Source organism: Kribbella hippodromi, from assembly GCF_039531045.1.
Classification (GTDB): domain Bacteria; phylum Actinomycetota; class Actinomycetes; order Propionibacteriales; family Kribbellaceae; genus Kribbella; species Kribbella hippodromi.
Genome location: NZ_BAAAPH010000003.1, coordinates 27,563 through 43,956, shown reverse-complemented (window position 1 = coordinate 43,956; position 16,394 = coordinate 27,563). Strand labels below are relative to the sequence as shown.

Below are 16,394 nucleotides of genomic sequence, written 5' to 3'. Positions count from 1 at the left end.
TGTGGTTGCATGTGGTCATGCACCCACGCGCAGGCCAGCCCGCACAGCCCGAGGACCTCGTCGACGTCGACGCGCTGCTGAAGGCGTACGACGACCTCACGCCCGATGTCACGAACCCGGCCCAGAAGGTCGTGTTCGGTACGTCCGGTCATCGCGGTTCGAGTCTCGACGCCGCGTTCAACGAGGCGCACATCCTGGGCATCACACAGGCGATCTGCGAGTACCGCGCCGGTCAGGGTACTTCCGGGCCGCTCCTGGTCGGCCGGGACAGCCACGGCCTGTCGGAGCCGGCCTGGCGTACGGTGCTGGAGGTGCTTGCGGGCAACGGCGTCGAAACCCTGGTGGACAGCGCTGACCGGCTCACCCCGACTCCGGCGGTGTCGCACGCGATCCTGCGGCTGAACCGCGGCGCCGGTGCGGATGCGGACGGCATCGTGATCACGCCGTCGCACAACCCGCCGCGGGACGGCGGCATCAAGTACAACCCGCCGCATGGTGGTCCCGCCGACTCGGATGCGACCAGCTGGATCGCGAACCGCGCCAACGAGCTGATCGCGGCCGGCAACCGCGACGTGCGCCGGACCCCGTTCGAGCAGGCCCGCCGGACCGCGGAGGGCTACGACTTCGTCGGCCACTACGTCGACGACCTGCCCTCGGTGCTGAACCTGGCCGCGATCCGCGACGCCGGTGTGAAGATCGGTGCGGACCCGCTGGGCGGTGCGAGCGTCGACTACTGGGCGGCGATCGCCGAGCGGCACGGTCTGGACCTGACCGTGGTGAACCCACGGATCGATCCGGCCTGGTCGTTCATGACGCTCGACCACGACGGCAAGATCCGGATGGACTGCTCGTCGCCGTACGCGATGGCGTCGCTGGTCGCGCAGCGGGACAAGTACGACGTGGCGACCGGAAACGATGCCGACTCGGACCGGCACGGCATCGTCACTCCGGACGCCGGACTGATGAATCCGAATCACTACTTGGCGGTAGCGATCTCCTACTTGTTCAGCAACCGTCAGTGGGGTGCTGACGTGGCTGTCGGCAAGACACTGGTCTCGTCGTCGCTGATCGACCGGGTGGTGGCCGACCTGGGGCGTCGGCTCTGGGAGGTGCCGGTCGGGTTCAAGTGGTTCGTACCTGGTCTGGTGGATGGTTCTGTCGGGTTCGGAGGTGAGGAGTCGGCTGGTGCGAGCTTCCTGCGCTTCGACGGCACCGTGTGGACGACTGACAAGGACGGCATCCTGCTGGCGTTGCTGGCGAGCGAGATCACCGCAGTGACGGGGGAGACGCCGTCGCAGGCGCACGCCAAGCTGGTGGAGCGATTCGGCGCGTCTGCGTACTCACGAGTGGATGCGCCTGCCACTCGCGAACAGAAGGCCAAGCTGTCGGCGCTGTCCGCGGATGCGGTCACCGCTACCGAGCTGGCCGGGGAGCCGATCGTGGACCGGCTGACCACCGCACCGGGCAACGGTGCCGCGATCGGTGGCCTGAAGGTCACTACTGAGTCGGCGTGGTTCGCCGCCCGGCCGTCCGGCACCGAAGACCTGTACAAGATCTACGGCGAGTCGTTCAAGGGCGCGGAGCACCTGGAGCAGGTCTTCGAGCAGGCCCGCGAGGTCGTGTCCGCCGCACTCGCCTAACGGACGAAAGAGTCGAGCAACCGGTCCAGGTCCGCAGCAGGGTCGCTGGTGATCCCGCTGTGGATCGGTCCGGGGTGTACGACGGTACTGCGCGGTGCGGCGAGCCACCGGAACCGCTCACTGATGGTTGTAGCCGCTGCCGGACCACCAGCAGGGTCACCTGTGCAGATAGCGCGGATCTGGTCCAGTGATGCGCAGACGACGTCAACATCGACTGCTGGGTCCAGTGCCTTCAACCGCTCCGGCTGCACGTCCCACTCCGCGCCGAGGAAGTCCAGCGCCCGGCAGTAGAGCACTGCACCCACGTTGATGAACTCACCGCGCTGGATACGCGGAGCAGCGCGCAGGATCACGTAATCGAACGGCACCAGACTCACTGCGCACCTCCCGGCAGCCAGGCGGCCCGGTTCGCCAGCCGCGCCAGCAAGTGCCCCAAGTACCTGTCCCGATCTCCTTCGCCCAACCACTCATCCGGTACGAGCGCGATCACTTCAGTCAGCAGCTCCGGAGTGATCGCAGCAGCCAGCTCAGCATCCACTTTCGGTACGCCCGGGGCCGCTACCGAGAACACATGGTCCGACGCGTCGTACGGCAGGCCGGCGAACTTCTCGGCGGGCATCCACGAGTGGTGGAAGTACAGCGCGGCACCGTGGTCGATCAGCCACAAGTTCTTGTGCCACACCAGCAGATTGGTGTTGCGCCAGGACCTGTCCACGTTGGCGACGAACGCATCCAGCCAAAGCACCCGCGCCATCCCGTCGTCACCTGGGTTGCCGGCGGAGCCGTCGTACCCGAACGAGCCCGGCAGGAAGTCGACCGCGAGGTTCAGGCCGGCGCTGCGGATCAGCAGCTCCTGGATCTCGAAGTCCGGCTCGGACTTGCCGATCGCCGGGTCCAGCTCGATGAGCGTCAGCTCCGGCACCCGCATCCCGAGCCGCCGGAACAGCTCCCCGACGATCACCTCCGCGACCAGCGCCTTCGGCCCCTGACCGGCACCGTGGAACTTGATCACGTACGTACCCAGGTCGTTGCCCTCGACAACACCAGGCAACGACCCACCCTCCCGCAACGGCAACACGTAACGGGTAGCGGTAACCACCGGCAGACTCACGCCGCAGAGCCTAACCGGTTAGCGTCCGGGTACTAGTGCAGGGTGAGGTTCCCATTGATCGGAGTAGAGGAAGAGCTACTCCTTGTGTCCAGTACCGGCGATCCGCTACCGCGTAGCAAGGCGGTGGTGGACGAGCTGGGTGACGACCTGGATGTGACGCTCGAGCTGACCAGGGCGCAAGTGGAGATCAACAGTCCGGTCTGCTCGACAGCCGACGAGCTGCACACGGCGTTGACCAGCATGCGCTCTGCGCTGGCCAGTGCGGCCGCCGACGAAGGTGGGCGGCTGCTGGCGATCGCGGTACCTCCACACGGACGTCCTGCGCAGCTGGTGACCAAGAAGCGCCGCTACCAACAGCTGGCAGCTCGGTACGGCCAGCTGGCGCGCGAGCAGGGTGTATGCGGTTGCCACGTACATGTAGACGTACCGGACCGGGAGGCGGCCGTCTGCGTCTCCAACTACCTGCGGCCGTGGTTACCGGTGCTACTCGCGCTGACTGCGAACTCGCCGGTCTATCTGGGCCAGGACACCGGCTTTGCCAGCTGGCGGTGGCTGATGGCGTCGCGCTGGCCGTGCGCGGGCGCCCCGCCGTACCTGAAGTCAGCAGAGCACTACGACCAGCTAGTAGCTCTACACCTGGCAGCTGGAACGCTGATGGATGAGCAAATGATCTATTGGGACGTACGGCCCTCATCACACTTGCCGACTGTGGAGGTACGCGTCAGCGACATACCGCTCACTGTTGACGAGTCGGTACTACTAGCGACTCTGGTACGCGCACTGGTGATGACAGCGCTCGAAGCGGGCGGTGTTGGCGCGGATGTGGACAGCGAAGTGCTACACGCCGCGTACTGGCTGGCCGCACGGGACGGGCTGCCCGGTGACGGAGTGGACGTACTAGGTGCCGAGAGCATGCCGATGAGCCAACTGGTCGAGAGGATGCGCCGGGAGATCGAGCCGGCGCTGGAGGAGCTCGGTGAAACGGAGCTGGTCCGGGACGGGATCGCGCGGGCGCTCCAGGGCGGCAACGGCGCGATGAAACAGCGGAGGGCGTTCCGTGAGGGCGACGACGTCATCGCCCTCACGGAAGTCAAGCCCTAGAGCCCTGGGTCGACTCTGGAGCCCTGGATCGGCTCTGGAGCCCTGAGTCGGCTGCTAGCCGCGGAGGAAGTCCTCCAGGCCGTGCAGGTCATCGGTGTTGAGGTAGTCGACACCAGCAGCGGTCAGCTCGCGCCAGAGCGCCTCACGGGCCGCGCCAGGTACGTCAGGAGTGGCCCAGAACCGCACCTTGTACCCGGCGTGGTGGGCGTTGACGACGATGTCGTGCAGCTTGGTCTTCTCCGCGGCCGGCATCGGACCGAGGCCCTGCCAGGTGAACGCGTTCGTCCAGTTGTCGCTCACCAGCGGCATCAGCGACGCCGGCATACCGGACGGCAGGTCACTCAGCCGGCCGTCGTAGCCGGCGTAACGCACCTTCTGGGCCTTCAGCACGTCCAGCGGCCGGTTACCGCTGATCACTGACGTGACTGCGCCCTTGAACACCCGTCCGCTGGCAAAGATCGTGCTGATCCCACGGTACTTCGCCAGCGCCTTGTCTACCGCCGCGTACGTCGACGGACCGTCGCTCTTGATGTCGATCAGCAGCTGGAAGTCCCGTCCGTGCTTGTACACCTGACCGTGGTTCTCACGGACCCGGTCCGCCAACGGCTTCAGGTAGAGGCTCTCCAACGTCCGGCCCGGTTTGGCATCCGCCAGGTCATGGGCCACCCGCAGCTCCCCATCCACCAGCCACACGTCCGCCTCGACGCTGTTGAACCCACGGTCCAGCGCGTCCTGCAGCGGCCGCCGGTGCTCGTAGTCGTTGTGGGCGTGCGCCGACGACAGGGCGCGGACAGCAGGCGCCTCGTACGCCTTCGGGAGCCGGAAGCCGTTGTCGTGGACGACGCTCCGCAACCGGTCCGGATAGTCGGTGATCAGTCCGTCGACGCCCTTGTCGATCAGCGACTGCATGGTCGCCGGGTCGTCGACGGTCCACGGGATGACCTTCATCCCGGCCTGGTGCGCCGACTTGACCATGTCGGCGGTGACGTACGGCCGGTACGCCGGGTCGGTCACCTTCCCGTCCTGCGGGAAGCCGTGCACGGGCGAGATCGCGGACGCGCCGAACGACTTGGTCGCCTTGACCAGGTCACCGCCGAAGTCGTCGATGTCGATCCCGCCCAGCCACGGCGACTTGCCCGGCTGGCCGACCTGGAGGAAGTCGTAGTTGGTCAGCGCGACCAGCGGCAGCTCCGGCATCACCTGGCGCATCCGCATCAGCGAACCCCAGTCGAAGCTCTGGATCGTCACCTGCCGGGCGATCTTCGCCTTGCGGATCTCAGTCGCGACGACCTGGACGAACTGCTCGCGCGGAGCGGTCTCGGACGGCGCGCCGGCCTCGACCTTGGTCTCAACGTTCAGCTTCACGCCGTACGCGTGGTAGCGGTGCACGAGCGCGAAGATGTCGCGCAACTCGGGCATCCGCGCGCCCGGGTCGACCTGCTGACCAGGGAAGTTCGCCTGCGGCAGGGACCCGCAGTCGAGCTGCTTGACCTGCTTCAGCGAGAGCGTGTTGATGTACTTGCCGACGTACGGGTACTCGGGGTCGTTCGGCGTGTACGGCGCGGTGTCGCGGCACTTCTTGCCGTCGACCTTGCGGTCGTGGGTCACCACGGCGTACCCGTCCTGGGTGATCTGGACGTCGAGTTCCAGCGTGCTGACGCCGAGCTGCAGACCGTGCGAGAACGACGCGATCGTGCTCTCCACGGTCAGCCCGAGACCACCGCGGTGGCCCTGGATGTCGAAGTCGCCGCGCGCGGCGGCGGCCGGGGCGGCCGGAAGCAGCAGTCCGGCGATCAGCGCGCACGGGAGGAGTGCGCGGGGAAGGCGGCGCATGAGGGATTCCCTTCCGGAGGGGTTGTGGGCGGACGCCCCTGAGGCTGGCTGCCACAGGAGTACCCCCGTCCTCGTGAAGGTAGCCGAGAAGCGGCCGCCGGGTGACCGCCGCGTGTCGCGGCCGGCGCGCAGGGACGCGCGCACCGGGAGAAGACCGGTGGGAGAGGTATGAGGTGCCGGACCGGGAAGCGCCTCACGGCGCGTGGCCGCTCGTAGCGGCTAATTTTGGGACCCGGGGCTTGCACCGGCCCGACACCTCGAACAGTGTAGCGGGTGCTCAAACCCCTTGTCCTGTTGAGATCTCGGGCCGCGAGACCCAATAACACCCGATCGAAGCGTTCGCAACTACCAGAGGTGCCCGGCGCGTTCGGCCCGGGCCGCGGTCTGCAGCTGGTCTGCGGTCTCGACCAGTTTGGACGCGGACAGCACCCGGTCGTGCCCGTCCTCGGCCAGGTGCGCGCGCCCGGTGGCGACGATCCGGGCGAACGCGGCCGCCCGGTCCAGCGTGGTGGCGAAATCGCCGGTCGCCACCCCGCGCAGTACGGCGTCGACCATGTCCCGTACCTCGGTCGGCCCGGGCGGTTCGGCGACGCCCGCGACGACCGCGTGCACCTCGGCGTACTCGCGCCCGGTGGCGAACTCACGCGCCACCTCCGCGGCGTTGGAGTGCACCCACGAGCGCAGCAGGTACAGCCGCCAGAGTGCCCCGGGCAGCGAGTCGGCGGGGGAGTCCGACCACAGCTCCGCCAGTTCGTCCAGACCGTACTCGTCGGCGAGCTTGACCACCCGCGCGTGTACCTCCTCGTCGGCCGACTCGCGCACGCCACGGACCAGCAGCTCAGCCGTCCGGTGCGCCGCCTCGGTGACGGTGGCCGGGTCGGCGGCACCGGGCAGCGACTCGAACAGCTTGTTGCCGGGCATGATCGGACGGCGCGGATCGGGGGAGGGGCTCACGGCCTCCATGGTGCACGACGTGACGTACGCCCGCATGCCGACGCGACTGTCACGCTGGAAACCGGTTGCGACCGCTGTTCTACTGATGGGCGTGATTCCATTGGACAGCTCGCCTGAGGCCCTCGCGCTGCGCGACGCGTACGACCAGCAGATCCGTACCCGTTCCGGCGGCTCCGGGACGACCGACCGGATCGGGCCGCTGATCCGCACGATCGGTCTCGAAGGTGATGGCTTCCTCCAGTACCAGGGTGGGGCCGACGGCAGTGAATTGGACCAGCTGATCGCTGACCAGGTCGCGTACTTCACCGAGCTCGGCGTGAAGGTGGAGTGGAAGTACTACTCACATGACTTGCCGGCTGACCTGCCGGAGCGGTTGACCAAGGCCGGGTTCGTACCGGATGACGAGGAGTGCCTGCTGATCGGTGCACTGGCCGATCTGCCGACTGAGGTTGCGCTGCCAGAGGGCCTCCGGTTGCGGGAGATCACCTCGCGCGAGGACCTGGAGCGGATGCAGGCGATGGAGGAGGAGGTGTGGGGCTTCTCCCACGCCTGGCTCCCGGACGCACTGTCCCAGGACCTCGCGGGAGACGAACCGACCGTGGTAGTTGTCGCTGAGACCACGGAGGACGAGCCGAAGATGGTCTGCGGCTCGTGGATCCGGTTCCACCCCGGTACTGACTTCGCCTCCTTGTGGGGTGGGTCGACGCTGCCGGAGTGGCGCGGCCGGGGCATCTACCGCGCTCAGGTGGCGTACCGGCGCAATCTGGCGGCGCAGCGCGGTTACAAGTACCTGCAGGTTGACGCGTCACCGGACAGCCGCGGAATTCTGGCCCGGCTCGGACTGCGGCCGGTGTCCGTCACAGTGCCGTACATCTGGAAGCCGGCCGGCTGACCGGACAAGTCAGTACGCTCGACGTATGGCGGGTGGAGCTGCGGGCGCTGGGAAGAACAGCAAGCTGGCAAAGAATCTGGTCAAGTACGGCGTGCGGTACGGGCCGCTCGTCGTGGAAGCGGTGCGCCACGGGCGGGAGCCCGCGCAGCAAGCGGTCCAGGCCGCTTGGGCGAAACGGACGGCCCGGCGCAAGGGCGTCGAGCACGCGCTGACCGTACGCGACGGGTCCTTGCTGAAGGTGATCAAGGACGGTCAGGCCATCTTCTTCGTGTTCTCGGGCGACGCGATCGTGACCACGTACCCCGCCGTACCGCAGGCCACCTACCCGGAGCTGCTCCGGCACGCCGACCTGGACAAGCGCGAGCCGGCCGTCGTACTGGCCGCCCGGAAGCCCCGGATCAACCCGCACCTGCCGCGGGTCCGGCGCAAACGTTGACGCCCACGTAACGTCGCGGACGCACCGGAGCAACAGCCGGGCCCCACAGTGAAACCACGTTTCACGAGGGGAGAGCATCATGCTCTGGAAGATCAGGACCGAACTGGCCGACCGCCCTGGCGCGCTGGCGGAGCTCGCTGCACGGTGTGGTGCGGACGACATCAACATCCTCAGCCTGGAGGTCTTTACCGCGGAGAGCGGGGCTGTCGACGAGCTGGTGGTCTCCACCGGTGCGGGCTGGTCCGCTGACGACCTGACCGCACTGGCGGCCGAGGCGGGATGCGTGAACACGGTGGTCCGCCCGTGCCAGGCGGACGTACTGAGTGACGCGCCGACGCGGTACCTGCGGGCCGTACTGCGGCTCATCGACGACCCGGTGTCGGTGGATGACGAGCTGGGCGAGCTGCAGGGGTTCGACGAGTACACCCCGGCTGAGTGGGCCAGGGCGGACGTACTGGTCGAGATCGCCGGCAGGCTGGCTGAACGGCTGGAGAGTCCGCACGGGCCGCGGCCCGGTAGTGGCGTACCGGAGTTCCGTCAGGCGACTGTGGCTGACGCGGATGCTGTGGTGGCCATGCACGAGCGGTGTTCGTACGAGACGCGGGCCCGGCGGTATCACGTGCCGATGCCGCGGTTGACCGCCCGTACGGCACGGCATCTGTCCGCGCCCGCTGGTGGTGTGTCGGTGGTGGCCTGTGTGGACGGTGCGGTGATCGGGATGGCAACCGTGGCGCCCTGGGAGGAGCTGGGCGGTACGACGATGGAGGTCGCCGTACTGGTCGAGGACGGCTGGCAGCGGCAGGGGATCGGGCTGCGGCTACTGCGGCAGGTAGTGGAGGAGGCCCGGCTGCTCGGTGCGGACCGCGTGGTGTGTCTGGTGCAGCCGCAGAACCACGCCATGCTGCGGACACTGCATCAGTTGCGGATGCGTTCCAGAGTGGTCCAGGACGGTGACAGCCTGATGGTGAGCGTCGCGCTGTCCGGCCAGAGCCTGTCGCATGCGGTGGATCGGCCGCCGGTGCAATATCGTCTTAGCCGTGCCACCCCTACCCACCGGCCGGAACCCCCACGGTCTCCTGGTCAATCTGCCCGCGAGCACTCGCTCGCCACTGTTCCAGCTCTTCAGCCGATTCCTGGTCGCGCTGGGGCTGCTGACCGTGATGGTGCTGATCGTGGTGGTCGACCGGGACGGGTACCGGGACAGCTATGACGGCAAGGTCAACCTGATCGACAGCATCTACTACGCGACGGTCACCCTCACCACGACCGGGTACGGCGACATCACCCCGGTGTCGCCGACGGCCCGGCTGGTGAACGCCTTCGTCGTGACGCCGCTGCGGATCGCGTTCCTGGTGGTTCTGGTCGGTACGACACTGGAAGTGCTGGCCAACGAGGGTCGCCGGATCATGCGCGACACGCGCTGGAGGAAACGGATGAAGGACCACACCATCGTCGTCGGGTACGGCACCAAGGGCCGGTCCGCCGTGCAGACGCTGATCAGCAACGGGGTCAGGCGCTCCGACATCGTGGTGATCGACCCGCGGGCGCAGGCGATCGGTGACGCGGGCAACGATCAGATGGCCGCCTTCCACGGCGACGCGACGAACCGGACGGTGCTGCGCCGGGCCGAGGTGATGACCGCGCGCGAGGTGATCGTGACCACCGACCGGGACGACTCGGCGGTGCTGGTCACGCTGGCGGTCCGGCAACTCAACGCGAACGCCCACATCGTGGTCGCGGTCCGCGAGGAGGACAACGTGCCGCTGCTCCGGCAGAGTGGCGCGGACGCGGTGGTCACCTCGTCGGAGGCGGTCGGCCGGCTGCTCGGCCTGTCCGCGGTCAGCCCGAACCTTGGCGAGGTGATGGAGGACCTGCTCACCTACGGCGAAGGTCTCGAGGTGGCCGAGCGGCCGGTGCTCGGGCGCGAGGTGGGCAAGCCGCCGTCGTCCGTGCCGGACCGGGTGGTGTCGGTGGTCCGGGACGGGAAAGTCCACCGGTACTACGATTCGAACGTCTCGGTGCTTGCCGCCGGCGACAAACTCATCGTCGTCCGGCCGGCCAAGGAAACCCCGTGGGCCGAGCGCCCCGGCGCCGACGAGCAAGAAGACTGAGCGCCGACGAGCAGGAAGGCTGGGCGCCGACGAGCAAGAGGACTGGGCGCCGGCGAGCAGGAAGGCTGAGGACGGCGGGGCGGGACGCTGAGCGCCCGCTGAGAGCTGTCACCACCTATTGACAGTGGGTGATGGCGAGGCATAAGCCTGGGGCTAGTTGCACCGACCGCGGCCCGCAAGGGGGGCCCTGAGCCGTCGCCGGCCCAGCCCAGGGGCTCCCATCTCTGCGGGGTGGAGGCACGCCGATGCCCAGATCCAGTTATCGGTGGAGAAATCGGTGGGGAATAGGGGCCGCCGTCATCACACTCGCGATCGCGATGATGCCGGCGCTCGGATGGCAGGCCACGGCCGCGGCTCCGGCCTCGGTCAAACCGAACCCGATCGGGGGGATGGACTGCAACGGGTTCAGCCCGAAGTACAAGTCGGTCAAGAACGGACTGGGCGGGCTGTGTACGGACCCGGTCAAGATCGACAAGAACGGGGTGCCCTGGAAGTTCGAGGACAACGAGCACTACATCGGCCACGATGAACCGTCGGTCAAGTTCATCTCCAGCCGGCCGGGCAGTGCGAACGACATCACGTACTTCATGCGGCTGTCGAAGGACCCGGCCGCCAAACCGACCGTGAACAGTCCGGCGGTCAGCAAGTACGCGGAACTCAGCCCGGCGCCGTGGTTCGGCCTTCCGTTGTGCGACCCGAAGTCGTACCCACAGAACTCGTGCACGCCGAACAGCGACAGCAACAGTTCCGCCATCAACGATCCGAACGCGGCCGGCTCCGCGTTCATGGAGCTGCAGTTCTATCCACCCGGCTTCGGGCCGTTCCTGGACGGGCCGAGTTGTGACGCCGGCCGCTGGTGTGCGGCGCTGACGATCGACAGTCTCGCCTGTACGTTCGGTTTCGCGACCTGCAACAACAATTGCATCGAACCGGTGAACTTCTCGTACCTGCAGACCGACGGCGTACCGGCCGGGCCGCCGAGCCCGCAGCTCACCGATGTGTCGACGTTGTCGCCGAACAAGAAGACGCTGGAAATGCGGCAGGGTGACATCCTCCGGGTGGTGATGCGCGACACCGCGCACGGCCTACTTGCGAGGGTCGACGATTTGAGTACCGGGCAGTCCGGGTCGATGGTGGCGTCCGCCGCGAACGGGTTCATGAACACGAACATCGCCGACTGCAGCGGAACTCCGTTCGACTTCCACGCCGAGTTCAGCAGCGCCAAGCAGCAGAACCAGGTCCCGTGGGCAGCCCTCGAGGGTGGCGTCCTGATGCAGGACGAGCTCGGTCACTTCGAAGCCTGCTCCAGCGTGTCCAGCCGGCTGCCGGTCAGCCAGTCGTACCCGAACGGGCAGAGCTTCTCCGACCCGAACGTCTACCAGGTCTGCAACGGTGGTGCCGAAGGCAACGGTCCGGGTGAAGGTCCCTGCAACCCGGCCACCGGCATCTGCCAGAACGCGACCACCGAAACCGGAGCCGCGTGTCCGACCAATGATTCCGCCAGTGGCGTCAACTGTGAGTTCTCCGGCGCGAACTGCATGATCGCCGGTCCGCGGATCACGATGGTGAACGGCAAGGCGGTGGTCGAACGCTGGCCGATTGCCGGTTGCCAGGAGAACGTCTTCCAGAACGGAGACCTCGACTTCGACGGCTCCTCGTACCAGGCCGACTGGCCGGACGGGTCACGTGGTCATCCGACCTCGTTCGAGTACATAGGACCGTTCACCGGCGGGGCGCATCCGTACCCGAACATCCAGTTCGAGACGAACGTGGCGGCGTCGGAGATCCTCTGCAACACGATCACCGGAGTCGGCTGCACGGCCGTACCCAAGGGCGCCGCGTTCTACCCGTTCTGGAGCCTCGGCTCGACCCGCGCTCTGCAGGCGTCGCCGGGCCTCGGGCGACTGTGCGTGTGGAACTTCGGCAACGTGATCAACCACCAAACAGTCCAAACCTTCGGCAAGACCGCCCAGTACGGCACCCCGGACCTGGCCCGCTTCGGCGGAACCCTGACCAGCGCCGTACTCCCCAACCCCCAACTCACCACCCGCTGCTGAGGAGTACACAGCTCGTGGTAGGCGGAGGCAGGCGACAGCTTGTCTCCGCCCATCCACGTTGAGCGTGAGGTCATGGAGACGCCTGGTTGTTCGGCTGAGGCGGTTGATTCGGTGGCTTGCCTTGTTTGAACCAGGTCTCCATCGCGCCGACGAGCGACTTGGCCGTGGCAAGCATGTCCTTGGGTGCTGTGCTCAGGCCCGCGTAGGTCTGTGATCTGAAGCCGAGATAGAAGGCAGTGAAGACCCCGAAGAACAGCGGAACCCACACTCCACGCCAGCCTTCGCTGTACAAGTACGACAAGCCTGACAGGATGACCAGCGCGCAGCCGAAGACCACTCCGGTGAGCGTCGTGCGAATGCCGACGATGATCAGGACCAGGGTGGCTGCCGCGGCGGCGGCGAGCATCGCGGTAGCCGTCCACGACCAATCACGCCGTACGATCTCGATTCCGAGCAGCGTACCGAGAACACAAGCCGCGAACTGCGCGAGGTTGGGCACCGCTATGAGGCGCATCCGACGTGCGAGCGGAGGGCTGCCACCGGCAGTCTGACCTCCGCTCAGACCGGCATTGCGCCCAAGGAACTGGAGGTGCCTCGACCTGCTTGCCGGCGGGGTCGCGTCGGCTTCGAGCGCCCACGTCAATCCGACTGTGCTCCACCCGACCGCGGCGAACGCCGCCGCGCCCGTAGCGGCCAGTACGAGAGCGCCATCGGTCCAGACGAAACCGGCAACGGCGAGGCCGAGACAGAACCGCAGCGGGTAGCCGATCGCCACGAGAAGGATGACTCCGGCAACTGAATCGTCGGCCCGTGCCTTCTCGTACGCCAAGGCCAGAATGAAGATCGCGGCCAGCCCTATCAGCAAAGCGGTCCGGGTCCCGGCCGGAGCGCCGAGTGCCAGCACCAGCGCCGCCCCGACCCGACCGAGCGCGATCTGCGCGGACTGGCTGATGGGGTTGGATCCGGAGTCCGGCAGCCGCCTGCGCGCCGTCGCCATCGGATGCGCGGCTTCGTTCGCGAATCCGCGAATGTCGTTCCACTGGTACCTGGCCTGGTAAGCCAGGAACTCGAGGACCACCCACCCCCAGACGAACGCGAGCAGGTGCACGCCGAACCCCCGATGGGCCGCGCCGTACGTGAGCGCCACCAGAAATCCAGCCAGGTAGTAGAGACCTTTCTGCAGGTCGACCGGGCGCGGCAGCGCGAGGTACTTGACCAGCTGCCCGTCTGGGCCGGTCGCGCCGCTCGTGTGGACCTTCAGGCGTTCGCGGGCGCTGTTGTAGAACTTCAGCCCCGCTGCCGTCGTCGACCAGGTCAGATGAACCAGGAGCGAGATCGTGAACGAGTAACTGACCGTCATCAGGGCAGCCCATGGCCCCGGCACGTTGATGGCGATCAGGATCAGGATGACGATGAACGCGGACATCGCGATCGTGATGAGCATGCCGGTGATCGCCCGGTAGATCCCATGTCCGTGCTTGAGGCCGACCAGAGCGCCGACGATGCGAATGAACGACGGGCTGGGCGTGGCCGCGGGATCGGCCGTCGGCTGCGCCAGCTGCTGCTCGAGGTCGCGAAGATAATGCGTCCGCAGGGTCGCCTGCGCGCCGGCTTGAACGAACATCCCGAACAGCGCGAGCGGAACCATCGGCGCGAGGATGAGAAGGCCTGGCGGGATGTCGTTCTGATGGGTGTTCGGCAGCACATAGCGGCCGACGAGACCGGCCAGCAGGCCGAGCGTCGTCAGGGCGAGCGACGCGAGAGCCACCTGGGTCGCTTGAAACGAACGTTCGTCCTCTCGGGAGGCGATGTAATCGGCGAGCAGGGTGTCCCGATCGATCGGTGGCGGTGGCGGTGGCGGTGGCGGGGAGACGCTCATCCGCGCCATCCCGGGAACTGCCGGGAACCGAAGACCAGCGCAAGCAGGCGGCCGCAGCTGTTCTGAAGTCTGGCCAGTGGGGGCGGGTCTTCGGCTTGCACGTGGACGAAGGTGAAACCCAGGCGGGTGGCGAGCAGGCCGTCCGTCAGTGACACATCACCGCAAACCACGCCGCGCCCGGCCACTGCGGGCAGGCCGAGCGCGCGCCGGGTGGTCCAGGGTTTCCTGGCGCGGCGTACGAGCCGGACCGACATCCCGTGGTCCGGGGACGGCTGAATCAGGCCGGACAGGTCACGTCGCGAGTTCGTCACCACGACGACGACGCCGACGCCCTGATCCACGGAGCGGCTCAGTACTTCGTGCCAGCGGGAGTTCCAGGCTCCATCCGGAGCCGACCAGTCGATCAGCAAGGGCTCGGCGTCGAGAATCAGCACGCTCGGTCGGAGCCGCAAACAGGTCGAGATCGCGTCCTCCGTAGAGGACCGCACATACCGAGGATGCTCGACCACGGCTCCAGATCCCTTCCGGACGGCGGTGAGGTCGAGCATAGGCCGCCGGCCGGCCCGCGGTACCGGAGCTGACTGAGACATGGAATTGCCCTTCGAACGTTCTCAGATTGACATCACCTGAACAATGCGCACTCCGCCGCCGTGGATCTACCATCAATTCACTGCGCCAAGTCGGATGCAATTTTCCTTGCCGCAGTCAGGGGAGCCGTGCTATACGGCGTGGGGGATCGAGGGGATGTGCGAGAGACCGGTACAACGCGGCACCAGTCGGTTCGAGAGCTCAGTCCGCAAGCCCGTACCGCATGGTTGTTGCGGGTCAGTCGATTGTTTGCGGCCGGTGACGTCCATGTTTCGCAGACGCAATTGGCGCGGGCCTTTCCCGATGAGTCACATCAGTTGGTGACACCGGGAACCATTTCGCGCTGGGAGTCGGGAAGGGCCCCAGTCCCGCGGTGGGGAGCGGAACGCTACGAGCAGTTGCTCGGATTGCCCTCGGGACAGCTGGTCGCGGTCATCGAAACCATGTATCGATACGCTCGCGGTACGCCGCTGCCGAACTGGACCGCGGGACATCGCCCCACGCCGGTCGACGAGGTCAGGATCCAGGGCCTGTTGGACCGGGCGCTGTCCGAAGGTGTGATGTCCGGTCCGCGATGGGACGAGCTCACTCGGCACCTGGTCACCGATCACGTGCTCTTACCCAGCAGATTCTGGGTCGACCTGACCGAGCGTCTGCTCGTGGAGATGATCATCTCGGACGGCGTCAGATGGCATCAGCGGTATGAGGCGTTCAATCGGCTGCTGGGTCATCCGGTCGGTCAGTTCGCGGCGATAGCGGCCTGTACGTCGCTGGGATCGGACCGCTCCAATCAGGTCGTGGTCGAGACGGTCAGTGCGCTTGATTTCAGCTCGCACCGGGACGCGAACTCCGCAGTCATTCGGGAGTTGCGTGAGCCGAGCAGCGGTCAGGCGCAGCTAGGCGCATTGCTCGCGTGTTTCCGAAAGCTGCAGTTTCGCCATTTCGCCGAGTCCGAACGGAGAGTACTGATTCAGGTCCTGCTGGAGCTGAGCCGCGACTCCGCGGGTGGCGCGACCAAGGTGACCGCGGATCAGTTACTCGCTTTGGCGGCACAGGTTGCGCGCTCCGCTCCGGCATCGGGCTGGCGACGGCCGGTTCTGACCGGCTCCTCGGTGGAGCGAGAACTGGTCGTGGGTCGCGTCGTGAGCATCGTCAATGCCTGGACACGGCCGGAGTACGAATCGTTCCACGACTCCGTGCTGCCGACGCTGGTGGAAGAGATGTTGTACGCCGCTGCTTGGGACGTGCGGCTCGCGGCGGCCAGTTTCATCGCCGCCTCGCCTTACCGTGACGGGGCGGCGAGAGCGCTCGCTGAGGAGTTCAAGTCGGCCCGGGCGTTGCTGGAGCGGCTCGACTGGGCGTTGTCACTACTCTCTGCTCTTCGTCTCGTCGGACGGCACCAGGAACGGCGCCTCCTGGAGCAGGTCGTGCTGTACGGCGGTGCCGCGCCTGCCGTCGAGGTCTCGGCCGCATACTCGATCGGCCACATCGCGCCGTCGGCCGATGTGAACGCACTGCGGAAGGCCGTGACAAAACATGCCGTCCAGTGGCGGACGACCCGTTCGGCGCATTCGGCGGCGGTGCTGGCCGGCCTCAGCTACAGCGCGGGGGTCTCCGGCAGGCTGGACCTGTTGCATGCGATCGCGCGGTCGCAGGATGTACCGCGCCCGCTCGTACCCGCGCTGAGGTGGTGGCTCGGTCTTCCGTCCTGGGTGCTGCGTAGCGTCGCTGCCTGACTGATGCCTTGACCTGATCGGCGAGAGGTTCTACTGTCTGGCTTGTAAACGATTAC

Annotated in this window: 14 protein-coding genes; 8 read left to right on the top strand and 6 right to left on the bottom strand. The window is 67.0% G+C overall.

Translation table 11 applies throughout. From position 1 onward, the window contains the following. Positions 1-17 precede the first annotated feature (17 nt). Positions 18-1,640, top strand: coding sequence for a phosphoglucomutase (alpha-D-glucose-1,6-bisphosphate-dependent) (gene pgm, locus ABD260_RS05045; RefSeq protein ID WP_344232137.1), 1,623 nt, complete (start codon positions 18-20; stop codon positions 1,638-1,640). Here pgm and ABD260_RS05040 read toward each other — a convergent pair. Further along, a complete protein-coding gene (locus ABD260_RS05040) occupies positions 1,637-2,017 on the bottom strand; it encodes a DUF3037 domain-containing protein (RefSeq protein WP_319037204.1) in 381 nt (126 codons plus the stop codon). The two genes, pgm and ABD260_RS05040, sit on opposite strands and share 4 nt — an antisense overlap. Then, positions 2,014-2,751, bottom strand: a complete 738-nt coding sequence (locus ABD260_RS05035; protein ID WP_344232136.1) for a HipA family kinase — start codon at positions 2,749-2,751, stop codon at positions 2,014-2,016. The genes ABD260_RS05040 and ABD260_RS05035 overlap by 4 nt, the downstream gene beginning before the upstream one ends. Positions 2,752-2,793: 42 nt before the next feature. Between ABD260_RS05035 and ABD260_RS05030 the strand changes: the two genes are divergently transcribed. Then, complete coding sequence (locus tag ABD260_RS05030) at positions 2,794-3,852, top strand: carboxylate-amine ligase (protein WP_344232135.1); 1,059 nt, start codon at positions 2,794-2,796, stop codon at positions 3,850-3,852. A gap of 54 nt (positions 3,853-3,906) precedes the next feature. On the opposite strand, the gene ABD260_RS05025 is transcribed toward ABD260_RS05030, so the two are convergent. Together ABD260_RS05025 and ABD260_RS05020 are read right to left on the bottom strand one after the other, a co-directional pair. Then, a complete protein-coding gene (locus ABD260_RS05025; RefSeq protein ID WP_344232134.1) occupies positions 3,907-5,685 on the bottom strand; it encodes a glycerophosphodiester phosphodiesterase family protein in 1,779 nt (592 codons plus the stop codon). A 345-nt stretch (positions 5,686-6,030) separates the two neighbouring features. Then, complete coding sequence (locus tag ABD260_RS05020; protein ID WP_344232133.1) at positions 6,031-6,639, bottom strand: hypothetical protein; 609 nt, start codon at positions 6,637-6,639, stop codon at positions 6,031-6,033. Positions 6,640-6,658: 19 nt separating this feature from the next. Here ABD260_RS05020 and ABD260_RS05015 point away from each other — a divergent pair, with 19 nt between their 5' ends. The 5 genes from ABD260_RS05015 to ABD260_RS04995 all read left to right on the top strand — a co-directional run bounded on the left by ABD260_RS05015 (position 6,659) and on the right by ABD260_RS04995 (position 12,135). Further along, positions 6,659-7,531, top strand: a complete 873-nt coding sequence (locus ABD260_RS05015; protein ID WP_344232132.1) for a GNAT family N-acetyltransferase — start codon at positions 6,659-6,661, stop codon at positions 7,529-7,531. A 25-nt stretch (positions 7,532-7,556) separates the two neighbouring features. Continuing rightward, positions 7,557-7,967 (top strand): hypothetical protein, encoded by a 411-nt coding sequence (locus tag ABD260_RS05010; RefSeq protein WP_344232131.1) that lies wholly within the window; start codon positions 7,557-7,559, stop codon positions 7,965-7,967. A 79-nt stretch (positions 7,968-8,046) separates the two neighbouring features. Further along, complete coding sequence (locus ABD260_RS05005; protein ID WP_344232130.1) at positions 8,047-9,177, top strand: GNAT family N-acetyltransferase; 1,131 nt, start codon at positions 8,047-8,049, stop codon at positions 9,175-9,177. Beyond that, positions 9,128-10,078, top strand: coding sequence for a potassium channel family protein (locus tag ABD260_RS05000; protein ID WP_344232129.1), 951 nt, complete (start codon positions 9,128-9,130; stop codon positions 10,076-10,078). Before ABD260_RS05005 ends, ABD260_RS05000 begins: the two co-directional genes overlap by 50 nt. A gap of 317 nt (positions 10,079-10,395) precedes the next feature. After that, complete coding sequence (locus ABD260_RS04995) at positions 10,396-12,135, top strand: hypothetical protein (protein ID WP_344232128.1); 1,740 nt, start codon at positions 10,396-10,398, stop codon at positions 12,133-12,135. A 70-nt stretch (positions 12,136-12,205) separates the two neighbouring features. Here the strand turns inward: ABD260_RS04995 and ABD260_RS04990 are convergent, their stop codons facing one another. Further along, complete coding sequence (locus ABD260_RS04990; protein ID WP_344232126.1) at positions 12,206-14,014, bottom strand: hypothetical protein; 1,809 nt, start codon at positions 14,012-14,014, stop codon at positions 12,206-12,208. Then, positions 14,011-14,502 carry a hypothetical protein gene (locus ABD260_RS04985; RefSeq protein WP_344232125.1) on the bottom strand — a complete coding sequence of 164 codons (492 nt, stop codon included), beginning with the start codon at positions 14,500-14,502 and terminating at the stop codon, positions 14,011-14,013. Before ABD260_RS04985 ends, ABD260_RS04990 begins: the two co-directional genes overlap by 4 nt. A 543-nt stretch (positions 14,503-15,045) precedes the next feature. On the opposite strand from ABD260_RS04985, the gene ABD260_RS04980 reads away from it, so the two are divergent. Then, a complete protein-coding gene (locus ABD260_RS04980; RefSeq protein ID WP_344232124.1) occupies positions 15,046-16,338 on the top strand; it encodes a hypothetical protein in 1,293 nt (430 codons plus the stop codon). Positions 16,339-16,394: the final 56 nt, after the last annotated feature.

What these genes read in the sequence shown, in the direction of transcription:
- pgm (WP_344232137.1), top strand. Translation starts at nt 18, where the DNA reads ATGCACCCACGCGCAGGCCAGCCCGCACAGCCCGAGGACCTCGTCGAC.
- ABD260_RS05025 (WP_344232134.1), bottom strand. Translation starts at nt 5,685, where the DNA reads ATGCGCCGCCTTCCCCGCGCACTCCTCCCGTGCGCGCTGATCGCCGGA.
- ABD260_RS05010 (WP_344232131.1), top strand. Translation starts at nt 7,557, where the DNA reads ATGGCGGGTGGAGCTGCGGGCGCTGGGAAGAACAGCAAGCTGGCAAAG.
- ABD260_RS05005 (WP_344232130.1), top strand. Translation starts at nt 8,047, where the DNA reads ATGCTCTGGAAGATCAGGACCGAACTGGCCGACCGCCCTGGCGCGCTG.
- ABD260_RS05000 (WP_344232129.1), top strand. Translation starts at nt 9,128, where the DNA reads ATGGTGCTGATCGTGGTGGTCGACCGGGACGGGTACCGGGACAGCTAT.
- ABD260_RS04995 (WP_344232128.1), top strand. Translation starts at nt 10,396, where the DNA reads ATGATGCCGGCGCTCGGATGGCAGGCCACGGCCGCGGCTCCGGCCTCG.
- ABD260_RS04990 (WP_344232126.1), bottom strand. Translation starts at nt 14,014, where the DNA reads ATGAGCGTCTCCCCGCCACCGCCACCGCCACCGCCACCGATCGATCGG.
- ABD260_RS04980 (WP_344232124.1), top strand. Translation starts at nt 15,046, where the DNA reads ATGTATCGATACGCTCGCGGTACGCCGCTGCCGAACTGGACCGCGGGA.